The organism is Kitasatospora atroaurantiaca (assembly GCF_007828955.1).
Lineage (GTDB): Bacteria > Actinomycetota > Actinomycetes > Streptomycetales > Streptomycetaceae > Kitasatospora > Kitasatospora atroaurantiaca.
This window is the reverse complement of sequence record NZ_VIVR01000001.1, coordinates 4,716,356-4,733,831: the sequence shown is the minus strand read 5'-3', so window position 1 is coordinate 4,733,831 and position 17,476 is coordinate 4,716,356. Positions and strand designations below refer to the sequence as shown.

The window sequence follows — 17,476 nt, the reverse complement described above, 5'->3', positions numbered from 1 at the left end:
CCGCCTCTCTCAGCGCAGCTTCGGGTCGAGGGCGTCGCGCACCGCGTCACCGAGCATGATGAACGCCAGCACCGTGATGCTCAGCATGCCTGCGGGGAAGAACAGCGCGAACGGGGCGGTCCGGATGACCTTCTGGGCCGAGTTGATGTCGATGCCCCAGGAGATGGTCGGGTCCTGCAGGCCGATGCCGAGGAAGCTCAGCGTCGCCTCGGTGGCGATGTAGCCGCCGAGCGCGATGGTGGCGACCACGATCACCGGGGCGATCGCGTTCGGCAGGATGTGCTTGAACAGGATCCGGCCGGTGCCCGCACCCAGCGCCTTGGCGGCGGTGACGTAGTCGGCCTGCTTCACGGTGATCACCGAACCGCGCATCACGCGGGTCATCTGCGTCCAGCCGAGTGCGACCAGGGCGAAGACCACGCTCCAGATGGTGCGCGAGGTGAAGGCGTTGAGCACCACCAGGGCGCCCAGCAGCAGCGGGATACCGAAGAAGATGTCGGTGACCCGGGAGATCAGGGTGTCCACCCAGCCGCCGAAGTAACCCGCCAGCATGCCGGTGATGCCGCCGAGGAGGGTGACACCCGCGGTGACGCAGATGCCGACGACCACCGAGGCGCGGGCGCCGTAGATCATCCGGGCGTAGATCGAGCGGCCCTGGCCGTCGTAGCCGAACCAGTCGGGCTGGAAGAAGTGCCCGTAGTTCGGCTTGCTCAGGAAGTGGTGGCGCAGATCGCCGGCCCGCGGGTCCACCGAGGTGAACAGGCTCGGGGCGATGGCGAAGGCGATCAGCAGCAGGATCATCAGCGCCGACAGGATGAAGATCGGGCGGCGGCGCAGGTCGTGCCAGGCGTCCAGGCCGAGGCTTCGCGCCTTCTCCGGCTTCTCGGCGGTCTGCGCGGGAATGTCCGCGCTCTTGGTCTTCTCGAGCAGGTCAGGCATACCGGATCCTCGGGTCCAGGACCGCGTAGAGCAGGTCGACGATCAGGCTGGCGGCGAGGTAGACGAGCACCAGGACGACGACGAAACCGGAGACGGTCGCGCCCTCCTTGAGGTTGATCGCGTGGTACAGCTCGAAGCCGACGCCCTTGACGTTGAAGATGCCCTCGGTGACGATCGCGCCGCCCATCAGGGCGCCGAGGTCGGTGCCCAGGAAGGTGACCACCGGGATCATCGAGTTGCGGAGCAGGTGGGTGCCGATCACCCTGCGCTTCGGCAGGCCCTTGGCCACCGCCGTGCGCATGTAGTCGGCCTTGATGTTCTCCGCGATGGAGGTCCGGGTGAGCCGGGCGACGTACGCCAGCGAGAGCGAGCCGAGCACGATGGCCGGGAGCACCAACTGCCCCATGTTCATGGAGTCCTGGACGGTCGGGGTGACCCACTTCAGCTGCGTGGCGAAGATGTTCTGGAAGATGAAGCCCAGCACCGGAACGGGGATGGAGATCAGCAGCAGCGTGAGGACCAGGGTGCTCTTGTCGAAGGCCTTGCCGCGGCGCAGGCCGGCGAACAGACCGATCGTCACGCCGAGCACCAGCTCGATGGCGAAGGCCAGCAGGGCCAGCCGGATCGTCACCGGCATGGCTGCGGCGATCTTGTCGCTCACCTTGCGGCCGTCCATCGCGACGCCGAAGTCACCGGTGAGCAGCTTGCCCATGTAGTCCAGGTACTGCTGGAACAGCGGTTGGTCGAGCCCTCGCGCGTGCTTGAACGCGGCGAGCTGGGCCGGGTCCACCGCCTTGTCGCCCCACATCGCAGCGACCGGGTCACCCGGCAGAACATGCACCATGAAGAAGATCAGGGTGACGGTGCCCAGGAACACCGGGATCATTTGGAGCAGTCGCCTCGCGACATAGCGCCCCATCGTGCCTCCATCCAATGCTCTGGCGGGCCATCATCCCGATCCAGAGGTACTCGGCGTGACAACGGCCGGTGCCGGTCCACCCTTGTGGGGTGGGAGCGGGCACCGGCCGTGTCGGTTCAAGCCGTGCGGTGCCGACCTGATTACTTCTGCTTGACCTCGACCTGGCTGAACACCGGGTCACCGAAGGAGTCGAACTTCACGTTCTGGACGTTGTTCGAGTAGCCGGAGGTCGTCTTGTAGTACCAGAGCGGGATCGCCGGCATGTCCTTGGCCAGCTGGGCCTCGGCCTGCTGGTACAGCTCGGCGGTCTTCTCGACGGTGGTCGCCTTGTCCGCCTCGGCGGCGAACTTGTCGAACTCCGGGCTGGAGTAGCCGGCGTCGTTGGCCGCGGCACCGCTGCCGTAGACGTCGCGCAGGAAGTTGGCGTTCAGCGGGTAGTCCTGCACCCAGCCGGTCCGCATCATGCTGCTGACCTGCTTCTTCTTGATCAGGTCACGCGAGGTCTTGAAGTCCGGCTTCGGGTCGCCGAGGCACTCCACGCCGGTGGACTGGCGGATGGAGTTGCAGACCGCGTCCACCCACTCCTTGTGGCCGCCGTCGGAGTTGTAGACGATGGTGATCTTGTTGCCGGGGACGCCGCCGCCCTCGGTGATCAGCTGCTTCGCCTTCGCCGGGTCGAACTTGCAGAACTCGCCGCAGGTGCCGGCCTTGTAGCCCATGGCACCCGGCGCGACCCAGCTGTCGGCGGGCTGACGCGAGCCGTTCAGCACGGTCTTGGTGATGGTGTCGCGGTCGATCGCCATCGACAGGCCCTGACGGACCTTCGCCTTGTCCTGGCCCTTCCAGTCACCCTGGTACAGCGCGAAGCTGATGTTCTGGATGGCGCCCTGGGCCTGGTCGACGGCGCGGTCGCCCAGGTCGTTCTTGTACGAGGCCAGGTCGCTCGGGTCGACCTGGTCCAGCACGTCCAGGTTGTCCGAGACCAGGTCCTTGTAGGCCGCCTCGGGCTGGGTGTAGTTCTTGAAGACGATGCCGCCGTTCTTCGCCTTGTCGACGCCCGCGTACTTGTCGTACGCGGCAACGGTGATCGCCTTGTTGTGCTCCCACGAGACGAACTTGTAGGGGCCGTTGCCGATCGGCGACTGGCCGTACTTGGCCGGGTCGGTGAAGAAGGCCTTCGGCAGCGGCGAGAAGGCGGTGTAGCCGAGCTTGTACTGGAAGTACGAGACCGGGCCGGTCAGCTCGATGGTGAAGTGGGTGTCGTCGACGACCTTCAGACCGGACATCTTGTCGGCGGTCGGGTCGCCCTTCTCCGGGTGGACGGCGTCGTAGCCGGCGATGTCCGAGAACCAGTCGGAGTTGATCTGACCGTTCTTGGTGTTGGCCGACCAGTTCCAGCTGTCCACGAAGGACTGGGCGTTGACCGGAGTGCCGTCGTGGAAGGTCCAGCCGGCCTTCAGCGTGACGGTGTAGTTCTTGGCGTCGGTCGTCTCGATCTTCTCGGCGACCTGGTTGCGCAGCTTGCCATTGGCGGGGTCGTAGTCGACCAGGCCCTTGAAGAGCTGCTTGATGATGCGGCCGCCCTGGTTCTCCATGGCGTTGGCCGGCTGCAGCGGGTTCTGCGGCTCCGCGCTCTGGTAGCTGAACACGCCCTGGGCGTTCACAGCGCTGTCCGAGCTGCTGCTCGAAGATCCGCCGCTGCCACAAGCAGTTGCGGCGAGGGCGACAGCAACAGCTGCGACGACCCACTTGGCCTGGCTAGCACCGCGCATGGGGATGCCTCCTGAATCAACGGTTCACGTGGAGAGCACCGCGGAGAATGTCCGGCAATCCGTGCCGGAACGGGCGGTGCTTCCTCGCTCGAGGTTCGGCGCGCACCCCTGCGCGTAACCCTGGACCCGAGCTCGACTTCACCCACTATCGGTCACTCTGGGACACGAACCCGACCATTACCGATCTCAATTTGGTCACATGAAAGACATCTTGACGTCGAGAATCGGACATAGCAGACATACCCAGACAGGTATGAAACGGACACTTGGCATGAATGACGGGTCATCACGTCCGATAACCGAACATCGGCCACTGAAACAAGCTACGCGCGTCGACAGCGAAGAGTGATCAAAAAACCGGCCGGCGTCCCGAAGGACACCGGCCGGTTTCGTTGGTGCAGGTCAGTTCTTCTTGGCGCGCGAAGCCGTACGGCCGCGCTCCTTCTGGTCCAGGACGACCTTGCGGATGCGCACGGTCTCCGGGGTCACCTCGATGCACTCGTCCTCGCGGCAGAACTCGAGGGACTGCTCCAGCGAGAGCTTGCGCGGCGGCACCAGGTTCTCGGTGGTGTCGGAGGAAGCGGCACGCATGTTGGTGAGCTTCTTCTCCTTGGTGATGTTGATGTCCATGTCGTCCTGGCGAGAGTTCTCGCCGACGATCATGCCCTCGTACACCTCGGTGGTGGGCTCGACGAAGAGCGTGCCGCGCTCCTGGATGCCCATCATCGCGAACGGCGTCACGACGCCCGCGCGGTCCGCCACCAGCGAACCGTTGTTGCGCATCCGCAGCTCGCCGAACCACGGCTCGTGGCCCTCGAAGATGCTGTGCGCGATGCCCGTGCCACGGGTGTCGGTCAGGAACTGGGTACGGAAGCCGATCAGGCCACGCGACGGCACGATGAACTCCATGCGGACCCAGCCGGAGCCGTGGTTCGTCATGGTCTCCATGCGGCCCTTACGGGTCGCCATCAGCTGGGTGATCGCGCCGAGGTACTCCTCGGGGCTGTCGATGGTCATCCGCTCGACCGGCTCGTGGACCTTGCCGTTGATGACCTTGGTGACGACCTGCGGCTTGCCGACGGTCAGCTCGAAGAGCTCGCGGCGCATGGTCTCGACCAGGATGGCCAGCGCCAGCTCGCCACGGCCCTGGACCTCCCAGGCGTCGGGACGCTCGGTCGGCAGCACGCGGAGCGAGACGTTACCGATCAGCTCGCGGTCCAGGCGGTCCTTCACCATGCGGGCGGTGACCTTGTGGCCCTTGCCGCCCTTGCCGACCAGCGGCGAGGTGTTGGTACCGATGACCATCGAGATGGCCGGCTCGTCCACCGTGATCAGCGGCAGGGCGACCGGGTTCTCCAGGTCAGCCAGGGTCTCGCCGATCATGATGTCCGGGATACCCGCGACGGCGCAGATGTCGCCGGGACCGGCCACCTCGGCCGGCTTGCGGGTGAGCGCCTCGGTCATCAGCAGCTCGGTGATCTTGACCTGCTGGACCGAGCCGTCGCGCTTCATCCACGCGACCTGCTGGCCCTTGCGCAGCTCGCCCTGCTCGACACGGCAGAGCGCGATACGGCCGAGGAAGTTGTCGGCGTCCAGGTTGGTGACGTGCGCCTGGAGCGGGGCGTTCTCGTCGAACGTCGGGGCCGGGACGTGCTCCAGGATGGTGGAGAAGAACGGCTCCAGCGAGTCGCTGTCGGCCGGCACGGTGCCGTCCTCCGGCTTGGTCATCGAGGCGACGCCGTCCCGCGCACAGGCGTAGACGATCGGGAACTCGATCTGCTCCTCGGTGGCGTCGAGGTCCAGGAAGAGGTCGTAGGTCTCGTTGATGACCTCGTCGATCCGGGAGTCCGGACGGTCGGTCTTGTTGATGCAGAGGATGACCGGCAGCTTGGCGGTCAGCGCCTTGCGGAGCACGAAGCGGGTCTGCGGCAGCGGGCCCTCGGAGGCGTCGACCAGCAGAACGACCGCGTCCACCATCGAGAGACCGCGCTCGACCTCGCCACCGAAGTCGGCGTGGCCCGGGGTGTCGATGATGTTGATCGTGATCGGGGCGCCACCCTCCTTGGGGTGGTACTTGACGGCGGTGTTCTTCGCGAGAATGGTGATGCCCTTCTCGCGCTCCAGGTCGTTGGAGTCCATCATCCGGTCGTCGAGGTGCTGGTGGGCCGCGAAAGCGCCGGCCTGCTTCAGCATGGCGTCGACCAGGGTGGTCTTGCCGTGGTCGACGTGGGCGACGATGGCAACGTTACGGATGTCATTGCGCGTGGGCATGCGGAGCGGATTCTCCCGGATTCGTGGGTTGCGGCGCCCGGCTGCGTGACGCCGACTTGCGATCCCTTTTGATCGCCGCCGCCCGTTCCGCCTGCTACTACCGGTCCACCCGCCGGGCACGACATGCCACGGCTTCCTCCTATGGTACGTGGAACCACCCAACGAAGCAGAAACGGGCAGCTCCGGGCAGGACAGTGGGCCCAAGATCACAATTCCCGGCCGTGCCCGATGCTGCTCGGAAACCGCTCAGAGCCGGTCGACGGCGGACGAATCGGCTCAAGCGCCCTTGCGGAAGCCCAGGTCCTGGAAACGCGGGGAGGTGAAGCCGTAGGCGCCCGCGCCAGCCACGTTGTTGCGGACGGCGACCAGGTCGGGGCGCTGGAAGAGCGGGACGGAGTGGGCGAGCTGCCAGATCCGGGCGTCGGCCTGCTGGAGGAGCCTGTGCTGGGCGGCGGGGTCGAGCTCGGCGGCGGCCCGGTCGAAGAGGTGGTCGATCTCCTCGGTGCCGGTACGGGCGTAGTTGCGGCCGATCACGGGGAGGCCGTCCGGCCCCGGCTGGGGCTTGGCGTAGAGGGCGCGCTCGTCGCCGGCGGGGTAGCCGGTGGCGGGCCAGGAGAACAGGGCGAGGTCGTAGTCCCCGGTCGCCAGGTGGTCCTTGACGAAGCTGCCGACGGCGACCGGCTGCGAGTGGACGGTGATGCCGGCCTCGGCCAGGTTGGCGGTCAGGGCGTCGGCGGTACGGCGGGCGGTGGCGGAGCCGTCGGGGATGAGCAGGGCGAGGCTGAGGTCCTTGCCGTCCTTGGTGCGGGCGGCGGCGCCCGCCTTCCAGCCGGCCTCGTCCAGCATCTTGCCCGCGGCCTCCCCGCCGACCGCCCCGCTGTTGTCCTGGTAGCCCTCCTGGTCGGTCATCAGCAGGTGGTTGCCGAGCGGAACGGCGCTCAGGCCCAGCGGGGAGAGGGCCGCGGTGGCGATCCGCTGCCGGTCGACGGCGCGGGCGACGGCCCGGCGGACGGCGAGATCGGTGAGCGGGCCCCTGGTGGCGTTCAGCGTGAGCTGGGTGAAGGCCGGGGCGGCGGCGCGGTGCAGGGTGAGGCCGGGCAGGGACTCGGCGCGCTTGAGGGCGTGCACGGAGGCCTCGACCATCGCGGCGGCGTCCGGCGGAGCGGCGGCCACCACGCCACCGGGGGCTGCGCGGTCGACCGAGGTGGTGAGCGCGGCGACGTCCAGCTTGCCCTGGTCCAGCGCGTCCAGGCGGTTGGCGGCCGGGGTGGCCAGGAAGTCGATCGCCTCGGCCTTCGGGGCGTCGCCCCACCATCGGGGGTTGCGGGCCAGGGTCGCCTTTCCGCCCGTGCGGTCGTACTCGCGGATCGTGAAGGGGCCCGCCGAGGTGCGGAAGGAGTCGGCGAGCGGCTGGTTGAAGGCGGCCGGGGTGCTGGTCGCGGCCGCCGGGTAGAGCGGGCTGAACAGGGACCGCCAGGGCGCGTACGCCTGCTTGAAGGTCACCTTGACCTCGTGGGCGTCGGCGCCCTGGGCGACGGCGGTGATCGCCGCATAACCGGCCGGGTGATCACTGTGGTACGCCGGGTCGGCGCCGGAGAGGGCGTGCCACTGGGCGGTGAAGTCGGCGGCCGAGATCGGGGTGCCGTCGCTCCAGACGGCCTTGGGATTGAGCCGGTAGGTGACGGTCTGCGGGGTCTGGCCCGCCGGGGTGGACTCCGCCTCGACCAGGTAGTCCGGGTCGGCGTCGGGCCGGGCGTGTCCGTCCAGCCGGAAGAGGCTGGGCAGCAGGGCGCGGGCGAGCAGGCCCGAGTCGTCGGTGGCCTCGGGCTGGAAGACGTTGAGGGTGGCCGGGACGGCGTCCACGGCCCAGCGCAGGGTGCCGCCGTCGCGGACGTCCGCGCGGTTCGCGGCGGTGACGTCGTAGGCGGTGGCGGCGGAGCCGGAGTCGTCGGAGCAGCCGGCCAGTGCGGTGGTGAGGAGCAGTGCGAGGGCCGCGGCGGTGACCTGGTTGGCGCGCATACGCCCTCCCTCAATTCGTCAGCTGACCCGAAGATCTGGGTAGTTGACCACTGAAGGGCATACCGGGCACCCGCGTGCCCGCGACACGGCGGCCGGGTGCCGAGAAGCACCCGACCGGCCTATTCACTCTTCAGAGTGCGAGTTCGAACCAGACGATCTTGCCGTTGGGCGTCCGGCGGCTGCCCCAGCGCTCGGCCAGCAGGCTGACCAGCTGAAGCCCGCGGCCGCCCTCGTCGGTCTCCTGCGCACGGCGCTGCCTGGGCTGCGCGTACCCGTCGTCCCAGACCTCGCAGACCACCGTACGGTCACGCAGCAGACGCAGCCGGATGTCGCCGCGGCCGTGCCGCAGGGCGTTCGTGACCAGCTCGCTGACCAGCAGCTCGGTGGTGTCCACCAGCTCGTCCAGGCCCCTGACCAGCAGCCAGCTGCAGGCCAGCTCGCGGGCCTTGGCCACGGAGGTGGGCTCGGACGGGAGCCTCCAGTCCCCCACCGCGTCCTCGGGGAGGGTCTGCACCTTGGCCATCAGCAGGGCGATGTCGTCCTCGCCGTGGTGCGGGATCAGCTCGTCGAGGACCTCGTCGCAGAGCAGCTCCAGCTCCTTGGAGCCGTTGGAGAGTGCGGTACGGAAGGCCCGCAGGCCCTCGTCCAGCTGGTGCTTGCGGGACTCCACCAGGCCGTCGGTGTAGAGGCCGAGCACGGCGCCGTCCGGGAGGGTGACCTCGACCTCCTCGAAGGGCTCGCCGCCGACGCCGAGCGGAAGGCCGGGCGGGACGTCCAGCATCCTGGCCGGCTCGTCCGGGCTGAGCAGCACGGGCGGCAGGTGGCCGGCGTTGGCGAAGACGCAGCGCTGGGTGACCGCGTCGTAGACGGCGTACACGCAGGTCGCGAGGTACAGCTCGGCGGACTCCTCGCCGGGCGAGCTGGTGTCGCCGCCCAGGCCGCGGGCGATCTCGTCCAGTGCGCTGAGCACCTCGGCCGGGTCGAGGTCGAGCATGGCGAGGGTGCGCACCGCCGTCCGGAGCTGGCCCATCGCGACGGCGGCGCGCAGGCCGCGGCCCATCACGTCGCCGATCACCAGTGCGGTACGGCTGCCGGGCAGCGGGATGACGTCGAACCAGTCGCCGCCGACCTCGGTGTTGTTGTTGCTGGGCAGGTAGCGGCGGGCGATCTCCAGGCCGGTGGCGGCCGGGTTGCCCGGGGGCAGCAGGCTGCGCTGGAGGATCAGGGCGCGCTCGTGCTCGCGGCGGTAGAGCCGCGCGTTGTCGACGCAGACGGCGGCCCGGGCCACCAGCTCCTCGGCGATCGCGACGTCCCGGGCGTCGAAGGGCTCGCTGCCGATCGCCCGGGAGAGCTGGACCAGGCCGAGCACCTGGTCGCGGGCGACCAGCGGGACGACCAGGGTGGAGCGCAGCAGCGGGTCCGGGCCCGGCTGCGGGACGACGCTGCGGCCGGTGCGCAGGGCGCGGGCGTGCGGGGAGCGGCGCGGGTAGCAGAGCGTGCCCCCGGCCTCGGCCACCGGGACGGACCCTTCGGCACCCAGGACGCTCGACGCCCCGCCGACCACGCTGGAGACGGCCACCCGGCGCAGCTCGCCGCAGCCGTCCGAGAAGCCCGCCTGTCCGGAGAGCGGACCCGAGTCGCCCGTGAGCAGGGCGGTGTAGAGGTCGACGGTGGCCACGTCGCAGAACTGCGGGACGATGACGTCGAGCAGCTCCTTCGCGGTGGTCTCCAGGTCGAGCGTGGAGCCGATGTGGGTACTGGCCTCGTTGATCAGGGCCAGGCTGCGGCGCACCCCGGCCGCCTCGCGCTCGGCGACATGGCGGCTGGTGACGTCCAGGACCTGCCCGGCCACGCCCATCGGGCGGCCTGCGGAGCTGTTCAGCCGGTAGAGCGAGATGGCCCACCGTCTGCTGCTGCCGTCCCGGGGAGGGACGGTGGCCGTACGCGGCACGGCGCCGGTGAAGCGCAGGTCGAGGATGGGATCGCCGCCGGCCAGCACCTTGCGCAGCGCCACCATCAGGCGGTCCGCCTCGCCGGGCAGGAAGAGGTCGTACGGGGTGAGCCCGTGGAGCTCGCCGGCCGGGAGCCCGACGCCGGTGGCGAAGGCGTCGTTGACCCGCTGCAGCCGCAGGTCGAGGTCGAAGAGGAAGAAGCCGGTGGGTGTCTGCCCGAAGACGGCCTCCGAGGCGGCCAGATCGGTCTCGATCCGGCGCAGCCTGCCCAGGTCGACGGCGAGACAGGTGGCGCCGGAGGCTCCGCTGTCGGGCATCAGGTAGACCTCGGCGAGGCTCTCGATCCCGTCGGCGTCGCGGTACGGCGCGGTGCCGACCCACTCCTCCCCGGCCAGGATCCGCTCCAACCGGGCCCGGCCGCGCTGCCAGAGCTCCCGGGGGATGAAGGTGGTCACCGCGTCGGCGCCCACCGCCTCCGCGGCCGGCACGCCGAAGAACTCGGCGGCGCGGCCGCTCCACTGGCTGATCCGGCCGTCGGAGCCGATCGCGAAGGTGGCGACCCGGACGTAGTCGTAGATCGAGCCCGGCCTGCCGTGGCCCCACCCGCCCAGTGCGGTGCGCCCGGCGGCATGGTCGGTCGGAGCGCCCAGCTGGCCGGGCACGGCGGCATGGCCGCTGCCACTCGGCGCATTCCGCGCCGGGATGCTGTTCAACGGACCGACCCCTCCAACCCGCGCCCATCCGGATGTCGAGAAGACCGAGTATTCATCATCGGAGCGCAGGCGCACACGCCCCCAACATCACAACATCGAATCGAGGAGGCCTCCCCGGGGGTCCTTACCCGGCCGCGCCTGTTCGAACCGCGCGCAGATCTGACAAGATCGCCTTGCCGTGCGACGCGAGACGACCGGGACGAACCCGTGGCCCGCCGCACGAGCCGCTATCGCGATCGACTCTCGGGGGGCCGTCGTGCGTACCGCACGCATTGCAGGGCTGGCAGCGCTCGTACTCTCGGTGACCGGCGGCCTGCCACTGGCCGGCGCGGCGCAGGCCGACACCGAAAACCTGTTCGTCAACAACGACCCCGCTGCCCACTGCGCGGACTCCGCGGCGGCCGCCGGAAGCGAAGCGGTGCCGTTCTGCACCGTCTCGGCGGCTGCGAACGTGGTCCGGCCGGGCCAGACCGTGCACATCGCCACCGGCGTCTACCGGGAGGACGTGCATCTGACCCGTTCGGGAACGCCCGGCGCACCGGTCACCTTCGTCGGACCGGACCGGTGGGCCGGAGGCAGCGCCGCGACGATCACCGGCGCCGCGCACGCCCTGAGCCTCGAGGGCGTCCACGACGTCACCGTCAGGAACCTGTTCGCGGCCGGCCCGCAGGAAGCCGTACTGGCAACGGACTCCGGCCGGGTCACGCTGGAGGGCCTCACGGTCAACCGGGCAGGCAGTGCCGGCCACTACCCCGGCATCCGGATCACCGGTCGGAGCAGCGAGGTGACGGTGAGCCGCAACTTCGTCATCTCCTCCTTCGGAGACGGCGTCGCCGTGGACCCGGGCGTGGAGCATGCGGTGATCACGACCAACGCCTTCCTGGGCGGCGGCGGCCACGGGGTGTCCGTCACCGACGCGCCGGGCACCGTGGTCACCAGCAACACGGTCGTCTCGACCTGTGGCCCCGGGATCGAGCTGGCGGGAAACTCGTCCGAGTCGTTCGTGGAGAACAACGTCCTGCTGGCCGCCGAGGGCTCCGCCTCCCCGAGCGGCAGCTGCCCGTCCCCGACCCGTGTCGACCTCTCCGTCTCCGCCGCCTCCGCGGCCGGCCTCAAGGCCGACTACAACCTGGTCGGCCCCGGCAGCCACACCCCGTACGCCTGGGCCGGTGAGACCCACCCGGACGTCGCGTCGTACCAGAAGGCCTCCGGCCAGGGCGCCCACGACATCTCCGCGAGTCCCGGCTTCTGGCGCAGTCCCAGCGAGCGGGCCGCGACGATCGACTCGGCCGACGCGAACGCACCCGGCGAGCTGAGCACGGCCCTCGACGGCAAGCCCCGCGTGGACGACCCGCTGGTCGCCAACTCCGGTACGGGCTCCGGCTACTACGACCGGGGCGCGATCGAGGTGCAGGATCCGCTGCGGCTGTGGATGTCCGCCGCCCCGACGGCTGACGACGAGTCACCCCTGGAGGTGACCGTGACCGGCACGCTGAGCTCGCCCTGGGCGGAGATCACCCAGAGCTCGGTGGACTTCGGCGACGGCACCGCTCCGGTGGGCCTGCCGGCCTTCCCCGTGAAGCACACCTACGGGGCACCCGGCACCTACACCGTCACGGCGACCGCCACCAACGGCCTCGGCGCCACCAGGACGAGCACCTCGGTCGTCACCGTGGCGGCCCCCGGGCCGATCCAGCCTCAGCTGACGGTCGTCCGGGACGAGAAGGAGGGCGAGTGGGAGCACCGGCCGCTGCGCGTCCTGGCGGACACCTCCGCCACCAAGAGCCCGTGGCCGATCGCCGGCGTCTCCTACGACTACGGTGACGGCACCCCGGCCGGCAGCTCCACGGACCGCCACACCTATGCCGCGCCGGGCACGTACACCGTCACGGCGACCGTCACCGACATCAAGGGCCGCTCGGCGAAGGCCTCACGCACCGTCACGGTCGGCAGCATCTTCTCCACCGTGGCACCGGCCCGTCTGCTGGACACCCGCAACGGCACCGGATCCCAGCCCGGCGCGGTCGGCCCCGGCGGCGTGCTGAAGCTCCAGGTGACCGGGCGCGGCAACGTGCCCGCCGACGGCAAGGTGACCGCCGTTCTGCTCAACCTCACCGCAACCACGCCCACCGCGGCCGGGTTCGTGACCGCGTATCCGAGCGGGAGCGCCCGGCCCACCGTGTCGAACCTGAACTTCACGGCCGGTCAGACCGTGGCCAACGCCGTGGTGGTCCCGGTCGGCCCGGACGGGACCATCTCGCTCTACAACCACGCGGGACTCACCCAGCTGGTGGCCGACATCGAGGGCTACTACACCGGTGCGGGCGTCGGCTCCTATCTGACGGCCGCGACGCCGACCCGGGTGCTGGACACTCGTGACGGGACCGGTGCGCAGCAGGGCAAGGCCGGGCCCGGCAGCACGCTCCGGTTCAAGGTGCGCGGGCTGGGCGGTGTGCCGTCCGACGCGAGTGCGGTGGTCCTCAACCTCACCGCCACCGAGCCCACCGCCGGCGGCTACGTGACCGCGGCACCCGACGGCAACCCGCCGAGCCACTCCAGCCTGAACTTCTCCGTCGGCCAGACCGTGGCCAACCAGGTCACCGTACCGATCGAGCCGGACGGCACGGTCACGCTCTACAACCGCTCCGGCAACGTCCACCTGATCGCGGACATCCAGGGCTTCTACTCCGTGCCGGCGTCGGGCACGAGCCCGTTCCTGAGCACCACCCCGACCCGGCTCCTGGACACCCGCGGCGCGAAGACGCTCGGGCCCGACAGCATCGTGCAGGTCAAGGTCGGCGGGGTGGCCGGCGTCCCGGCCGGGGCGACCGCCGTGCTGGTCAACCTGACGGCGACCGGGCCGACTACCGGGGGCTACCTGACCGCGTACGCGGCGGGCTCCACCCGGCCGAACACCTCGATCGTCAACTTCACCGCCGGGGCCACCGTGCCGAACCTCGCGCTGGTGCCGGTCTCCGAGGACGGGTACATCGAGGTCTACAACCGCAGCGGCTGGACGGACGTGCTGGTCGACCTGCAGGGCTTCACTGCGGCTGAGTGAGGTCGAGGTCGAGCTCGAACCAGACCACCTTGCCCATGCCCTCCGCCCGCGCGCCCCAGCGCAGGGCCAGGCGGCGGACCAGCTCCAGCCCCCGCCCGCCCTCGTCCGCCTCGGCGGCGTGGCGCTCGCGGGGCGGGTCGGGCAGCGGGTCGGAGATCTCCACGAGCAGGGTGTCGCCGAGCGTGAGCCGTACGCCGATGGGGGCGCTGGCGTACCGGACGGAGTTGGTGACCAGTTCGCTGACCAGCAGCTCGGCGGTGTCGGTGAGCTCCTCGACGGCCCACTCGGCCAGGGTGCCGCGGACCAGGCGGCGGGCTCGCGAGACCGCCGTGGGCTCGGCGGGAAGCGTCCAGCCTGCCGTCGGGATCCCAGCCTGGCCGCGGCCGAGCCGGGCCAGCAGCAGGGCCACGTCGTCGGGCTCGCGGCCCTGTTCCATGGTGTCGAGGACGGCCTCGCAGGCCTGCTGGATCGAGGCGTACGGCTGCTCCAGGACGCTGAGCAGCCGGCCGAGGCCGACGTCCAGGTCCTTGTCGCGGGACTCCACCAGGCCGTCGGTGCACAGGGCCAGCAGGCTGCCCTCGGGAATGTCCAGCTCGATCGACTCGAAGGGGACGCCGCCGACGCCGAGCGGCGCACCGGAGGGCAGGTCCAGGATCTGGCCGACCCCGCCGGGCAGTGAGCTGCCGATCCGGGCGGGCTCCTCGGGCGCCTCCTTGGGGACGATCAGAACGGGCGGGATGTGGCCGGCCTTGGTCGCCGTCAGCCGGCCGGTGGCCGGGTCGAAGACGGCGTAGACGCAGGTGGCCAGCAGGGCCTCGTCGGGGCCCTGGGCCAGGTCGTCGGCGAGCTCGTGGACGTGCCGGAGCAGGACGTCCGGGGGCAGGTCGAGCCCGGCCAGGGTGCGGACGGCGGTGCGCAGCCGGCCCATGGTCGCGGCGGCGCGCAGTCCGTGGCCCATCACGTCGCCGACCACCAGGGCGGTGCGCTCGCCCGGCAGCGGGATGACGTCGAACCAGTCGCCGCCGACCTCGGTGCCGCTGCTGCCCGGCACGTACCGGTAGGCGACCTCGACACCGGCCGGCTGCGGCACCTGCTGGGGCAGCAGGGTGCGCTGCAGGGTGAGCGCGGCGGTCCGCTCGCGAGCGTACAGACGGGCGTTGTCGAGCGAGCTGCCGGCCCGGTCGGCGAGCTCCACGGTGAAGGCCAGGTCGTCACGGTCGAAGCCCTCGCGGTAGCCGGCGCGGCTGACCACCAGCAGGCCGATCACGATGCCCCGGGCCCGTAGCGGGACGACCAGCCGGGAGTGCACGCCCAGCTCGTGGGCGGCCTGCACCTTCGGGTCGCCGGGGTAGCTCAGATCGCTCAACTCCTCGGCCCCGGACAGCAGCTCGGGCACTCCGGTGCGCAGCACCCGGCCGAAGGAGGAGTCCTCGGCGAAGGTGATCCTGGCACCGCGCCTGAGCATCACCTCCACCTCCGGGCCGTCCTGGACGGAGGCCGTGCCGAGCTGGAGCAGTGACGTCCGGCGGTCGTGGCCGTGGCGGGGCAGGTCGTCGCCGTGGGCCACGGCCTGCAACAGGATCACCGCGGCGTAGTCGGACAGCCGGGGCACGACGGCGCTCGCGAGCTCCTGGGCGATCCGGGAGGCGTCGAGCAGGTCGCCGACGCGCGAGCCGAACTCGTTGAGCAGCGAGAGCCGGCGGCGGGCGTGCTCGACCTTGGCCACCGCCCGGTACCGCTCGGTCACGTCCATCACCGTGCCGGAGATCCCGAGCACCTTGCCACTGCGGTCCGTCATCCGGCTGTACGAGATCGAGCGGAAGCCCGAGCGGGCCGTGACCGGGGAGGCGAGCGTGACGTCGATGACCGGCTCACCGGTGGCCAGTACCTGGCGCTGGATCGCGGTGATCTCGTCGGCGGCGCGCTCGGGGAGGGTTTCGCCGGTGGTGCGGCCGACGTGGTCCTCGGCCGCGACGCCGTTCATCTCGGCGAGGGTCTGGTTGACGGCGGTGTAGCGCAGGTCGGTGTCGAGGATGGCGATGCCGAGGGGTGACTGCTCGAACAGCGCGTCCCGGACGGCGAGGTCCCGCTCGACGGCCTGCAACGCACGGGCCTCGGCGAGGGCGACCTGGAGGAACGGCGTACCGTCGCCGTCCACCAGCAGCGAGATCCGCGCCTCGACCGGGACCTTCACGTCCTCCCGGTTCCGCAGCTCGGTCAGGCCGTGCCAGCGGCCGTTGCGCAGGGTGTCCTGGATCGCGGTACGGGTCTGGGCGACCAGCGCCTCGTCAAGGATCAGCTCGTCGATCCGACGGCCGACCAGCAGCTCGCTCGGCCAGCCGAGCAGCTCCTCGGCCGCCGGGCTCCAGAGGACCACCCGGCCGGAGGTGTCGAGGATCGCGATGGCGACCTTGACCACGTCGAACAGGCTGCCCTGGGTGTGCTCGCCGAACTGCTGGGCGGGCCGGACGGCCGTCCCGGGGAAGGGCGCGGCGGGCCCTCCGCGCACCGAGCGGGTGACCGGGGCGCTGTCCACGGTCGGAAGGGAGCTCCCGCGGCGGCGGGCCGGCTCCGGCGAGGTGGCGGCCGGTGGCTTGGGCCGCTGGGGGGCCGAGGCTCGGGCGGTAACGGGCGCGGGCGGCGTACGGCGGCGCAGGCGGGCACGGGCGGCGGCGCTGCCCGCGCTCCTGGCGGCCTTGCCGCCGGTGGCCCCACTCCTGGTCCCGCTGCCGCTCCCGCCGACGCTCCCGCCGCCGCCCATGACGGGGCCGGCCGCGCGCTGCGACCCGCGCCGGGGGAGGCCCTGGGCTCGCCGTTCTCCCCCGCCGTTACCCGTTGTCGACACCGACGGGGCCTCCGGCTCTCGGGCTGCGCACCTCGGCCGGGCGCCGCGGTGCGGGATGGCGTCGGTGAGGTCGCCGGCCCGGCCTCGCCGAGGTGGCCGGCCAGCCTCACCGATGGTGACGAATGCTGCCGAACAGTGACATACCCACCACATAGACAGGCTATCCCGGCATGTGGGTCGTCTTTTCCGATTGACCTACCTGGGCTAAGGGCTGCGCCAGTAGGTCATTCGGACGAGCAACCACACCAGGGGCGCGTGGGGGCACCTCCCGGCCGAAGGCTGGGGGAGAACTGCGCGAAGCGGGAGGCAACGGTCTGCAGCCTCCCGCTTCGCGCAGTTCTCCGCGCCCCTGGGATACCCAATCCTGATCGGAGTTCCTACGGGCGCGGCTCGGCGAGAAGGCGGGCGATGTGCGGGAGGACCTCGCGGTCGTGCTCCAGCCAGTCGACGTCCGCGAGCTCCGTGGGGCCGAGCCAGCGCAGCTCGGAGTGGTCCTCGAGAGGCTGCGGATCGCCGGAGACCAGCTCGGCCGCCCAGATCCGCAGCTCAAGACCGGCCCGGATCGGCCACTGGCCCGGCAGCTGCCGCAACGCGCGGGCCCGTACGCCGAGCTCCTCGTGCAGTTCGCGTTCCAGCGCCTGCTCCTGGGTCTCGCCCGGCTCGGCCTTGCCGCCCGGGAACTCCCAGTACCCCGCCACCTCGGGCGGTGCGCTGCGGCGGGCCGCCAGCACCCGGCCCTGGTGGATGAGGGCGCCGCCCACGACGATCCGGTTCTCCATGCCCCAGACCCTATGCGCCCCGTGCGTCGTCGCGCTCGACCCAGTACATCTGCTTGTGGCCGCGCGCCTCGAACTCGGCGGCCAGCGCCTCGGCTTCCTGCCTGCTGAGGCCCTTGGCCACCAGGTAGCGGTTGCCGTTGTCGTCCTGTCGCATGACCCGGTAGGTCTCCATACCCGGGACGGTAGCGGGCCCGGCCCGGTGGGGG

General features: G+C 70.8%; 10 protein-coding genes. 1 reads left to right on the top strand and 9 read right to left on the bottom strand.

The features are described from left to right. Nucleotides 1-9: 9 nt before the first annotated feature. The 6 genes from FB465_RS21705 to FB465_RS21680 form a co-directional block, all read right to left on the bottom strand. A complete protein-coding gene (locus tag FB465_RS21705; RefSeq protein WP_145792990.1) occupies nt 10-939 on the bottom strand; it encodes an ABC transporter permease in 930 nt (309 codons plus the stop codon). Then, nucleotides 932-1,858, bottom strand: coding sequence for an ABC transporter permease (locus tag FB465_RS21700; protein WP_145792988.1), 927 nt, complete (start codon nt 1,856-1,858; stop codon nt 932-934). Before FB465_RS21700 ends, FB465_RS21705 begins: the two co-directional genes overlap by 8 nt. A 140-nt stretch (nt 1,859-1,998) precedes the next feature. Next, complete coding sequence (locus FB465_RS21695; RefSeq protein WP_145792986.1) at nt 1,999-3,630, bottom strand: peptide ABC transporter substrate-binding protein; 1,632 nt, start codon at nt 3,628-3,630, stop codon at nt 1,999-2,001. A gap of 402 nt (nt 3,631-4,032) precedes the next feature. Beyond that, a complete protein-coding gene (typA, locus tag FB465_RS21690) occupies nt 4,033-5,901 on the bottom strand; it encodes a translational GTPase TypA (RefSeq protein WP_145792983.1) in 1,869 nt (622 codons plus the stop codon). Nucleotides 5,902-6,177: 276 nt separating this feature from the next. Continuing rightward, entirely contained in the window at nt 6,178-7,920 is a 1,743-nt protein-coding gene (locus FB465_RS21685) for an ABC transporter family substrate-binding protein (protein ID WP_145792982.1), read from the bottom strand. Nucleotides 7,921-8,050: 130 nt separating this feature from the next. Then, nucleotides 8,051-10,585, bottom strand: coding sequence for a SpoIIE family protein phosphatase (locus tag FB465_RS21680; RefSeq protein WP_425461199.1), 2,535 nt, complete (start codon nt 10,583-10,585; stop codon nt 8,051-8,053). A 256-nt stretch (nt 10,586-10,841) separates the two neighbouring features. On the opposite strand from FB465_RS21680, the gene FB465_RS21675 reads away from it, so the two are divergent. Then, nucleotides 10,842-13,646, top strand: a complete 2,805-nt coding sequence (locus tag FB465_RS21675; RefSeq protein WP_170290659.1) for a PKD domain-containing protein — start codon at nt 10,842-10,844, stop codon at nt 13,644-13,646. Here the strand turns inward: FB465_RS21675 and FB465_RS21670 are convergent. The 3 genes from FB465_RS21670 to FB465_RS21660 all read right to left on the bottom strand — a co-directional run bounded on the left by FB465_RS21670 (nt 13,630) and on the right by FB465_RS21660 (nt 17,442). Next, nucleotides 13,630-16,491 (bottom strand): SpoIIE family protein phosphatase, encoded by a 2,862-nt coding sequence (locus FB465_RS21670; protein WP_145792978.1) that lies wholly within the window; start codon nt 16,489-16,491, stop codon nt 13,630-13,632. The two genes, FB465_RS21675 and FB465_RS21670, sit on opposite strands and share 17 nt — an antisense overlap. A gap of 377 nt (nt 16,492-16,868) precedes the next feature. Next, nucleotides 16,869-17,270 (bottom strand): (deoxy)nucleoside triphosphate pyrophosphohydrolase, encoded by a 402-nt coding sequence (locus FB465_RS21665; protein WP_145792977.1) that lies wholly within the window; start codon nt 17,268-17,270, stop codon nt 16,869-16,871. Between the two features lie 10 nt (nt 17,271-17,280). After that, entirely contained in the window at nt 17,281-17,442 is a 162-nt protein-coding gene (locus FB465_RS21660) for an SPOR domain-containing protein (protein ID WP_145792975.1), read from the bottom strand. Nucleotides 17,443-17,476 lie beyond the last annotated feature (34 nt).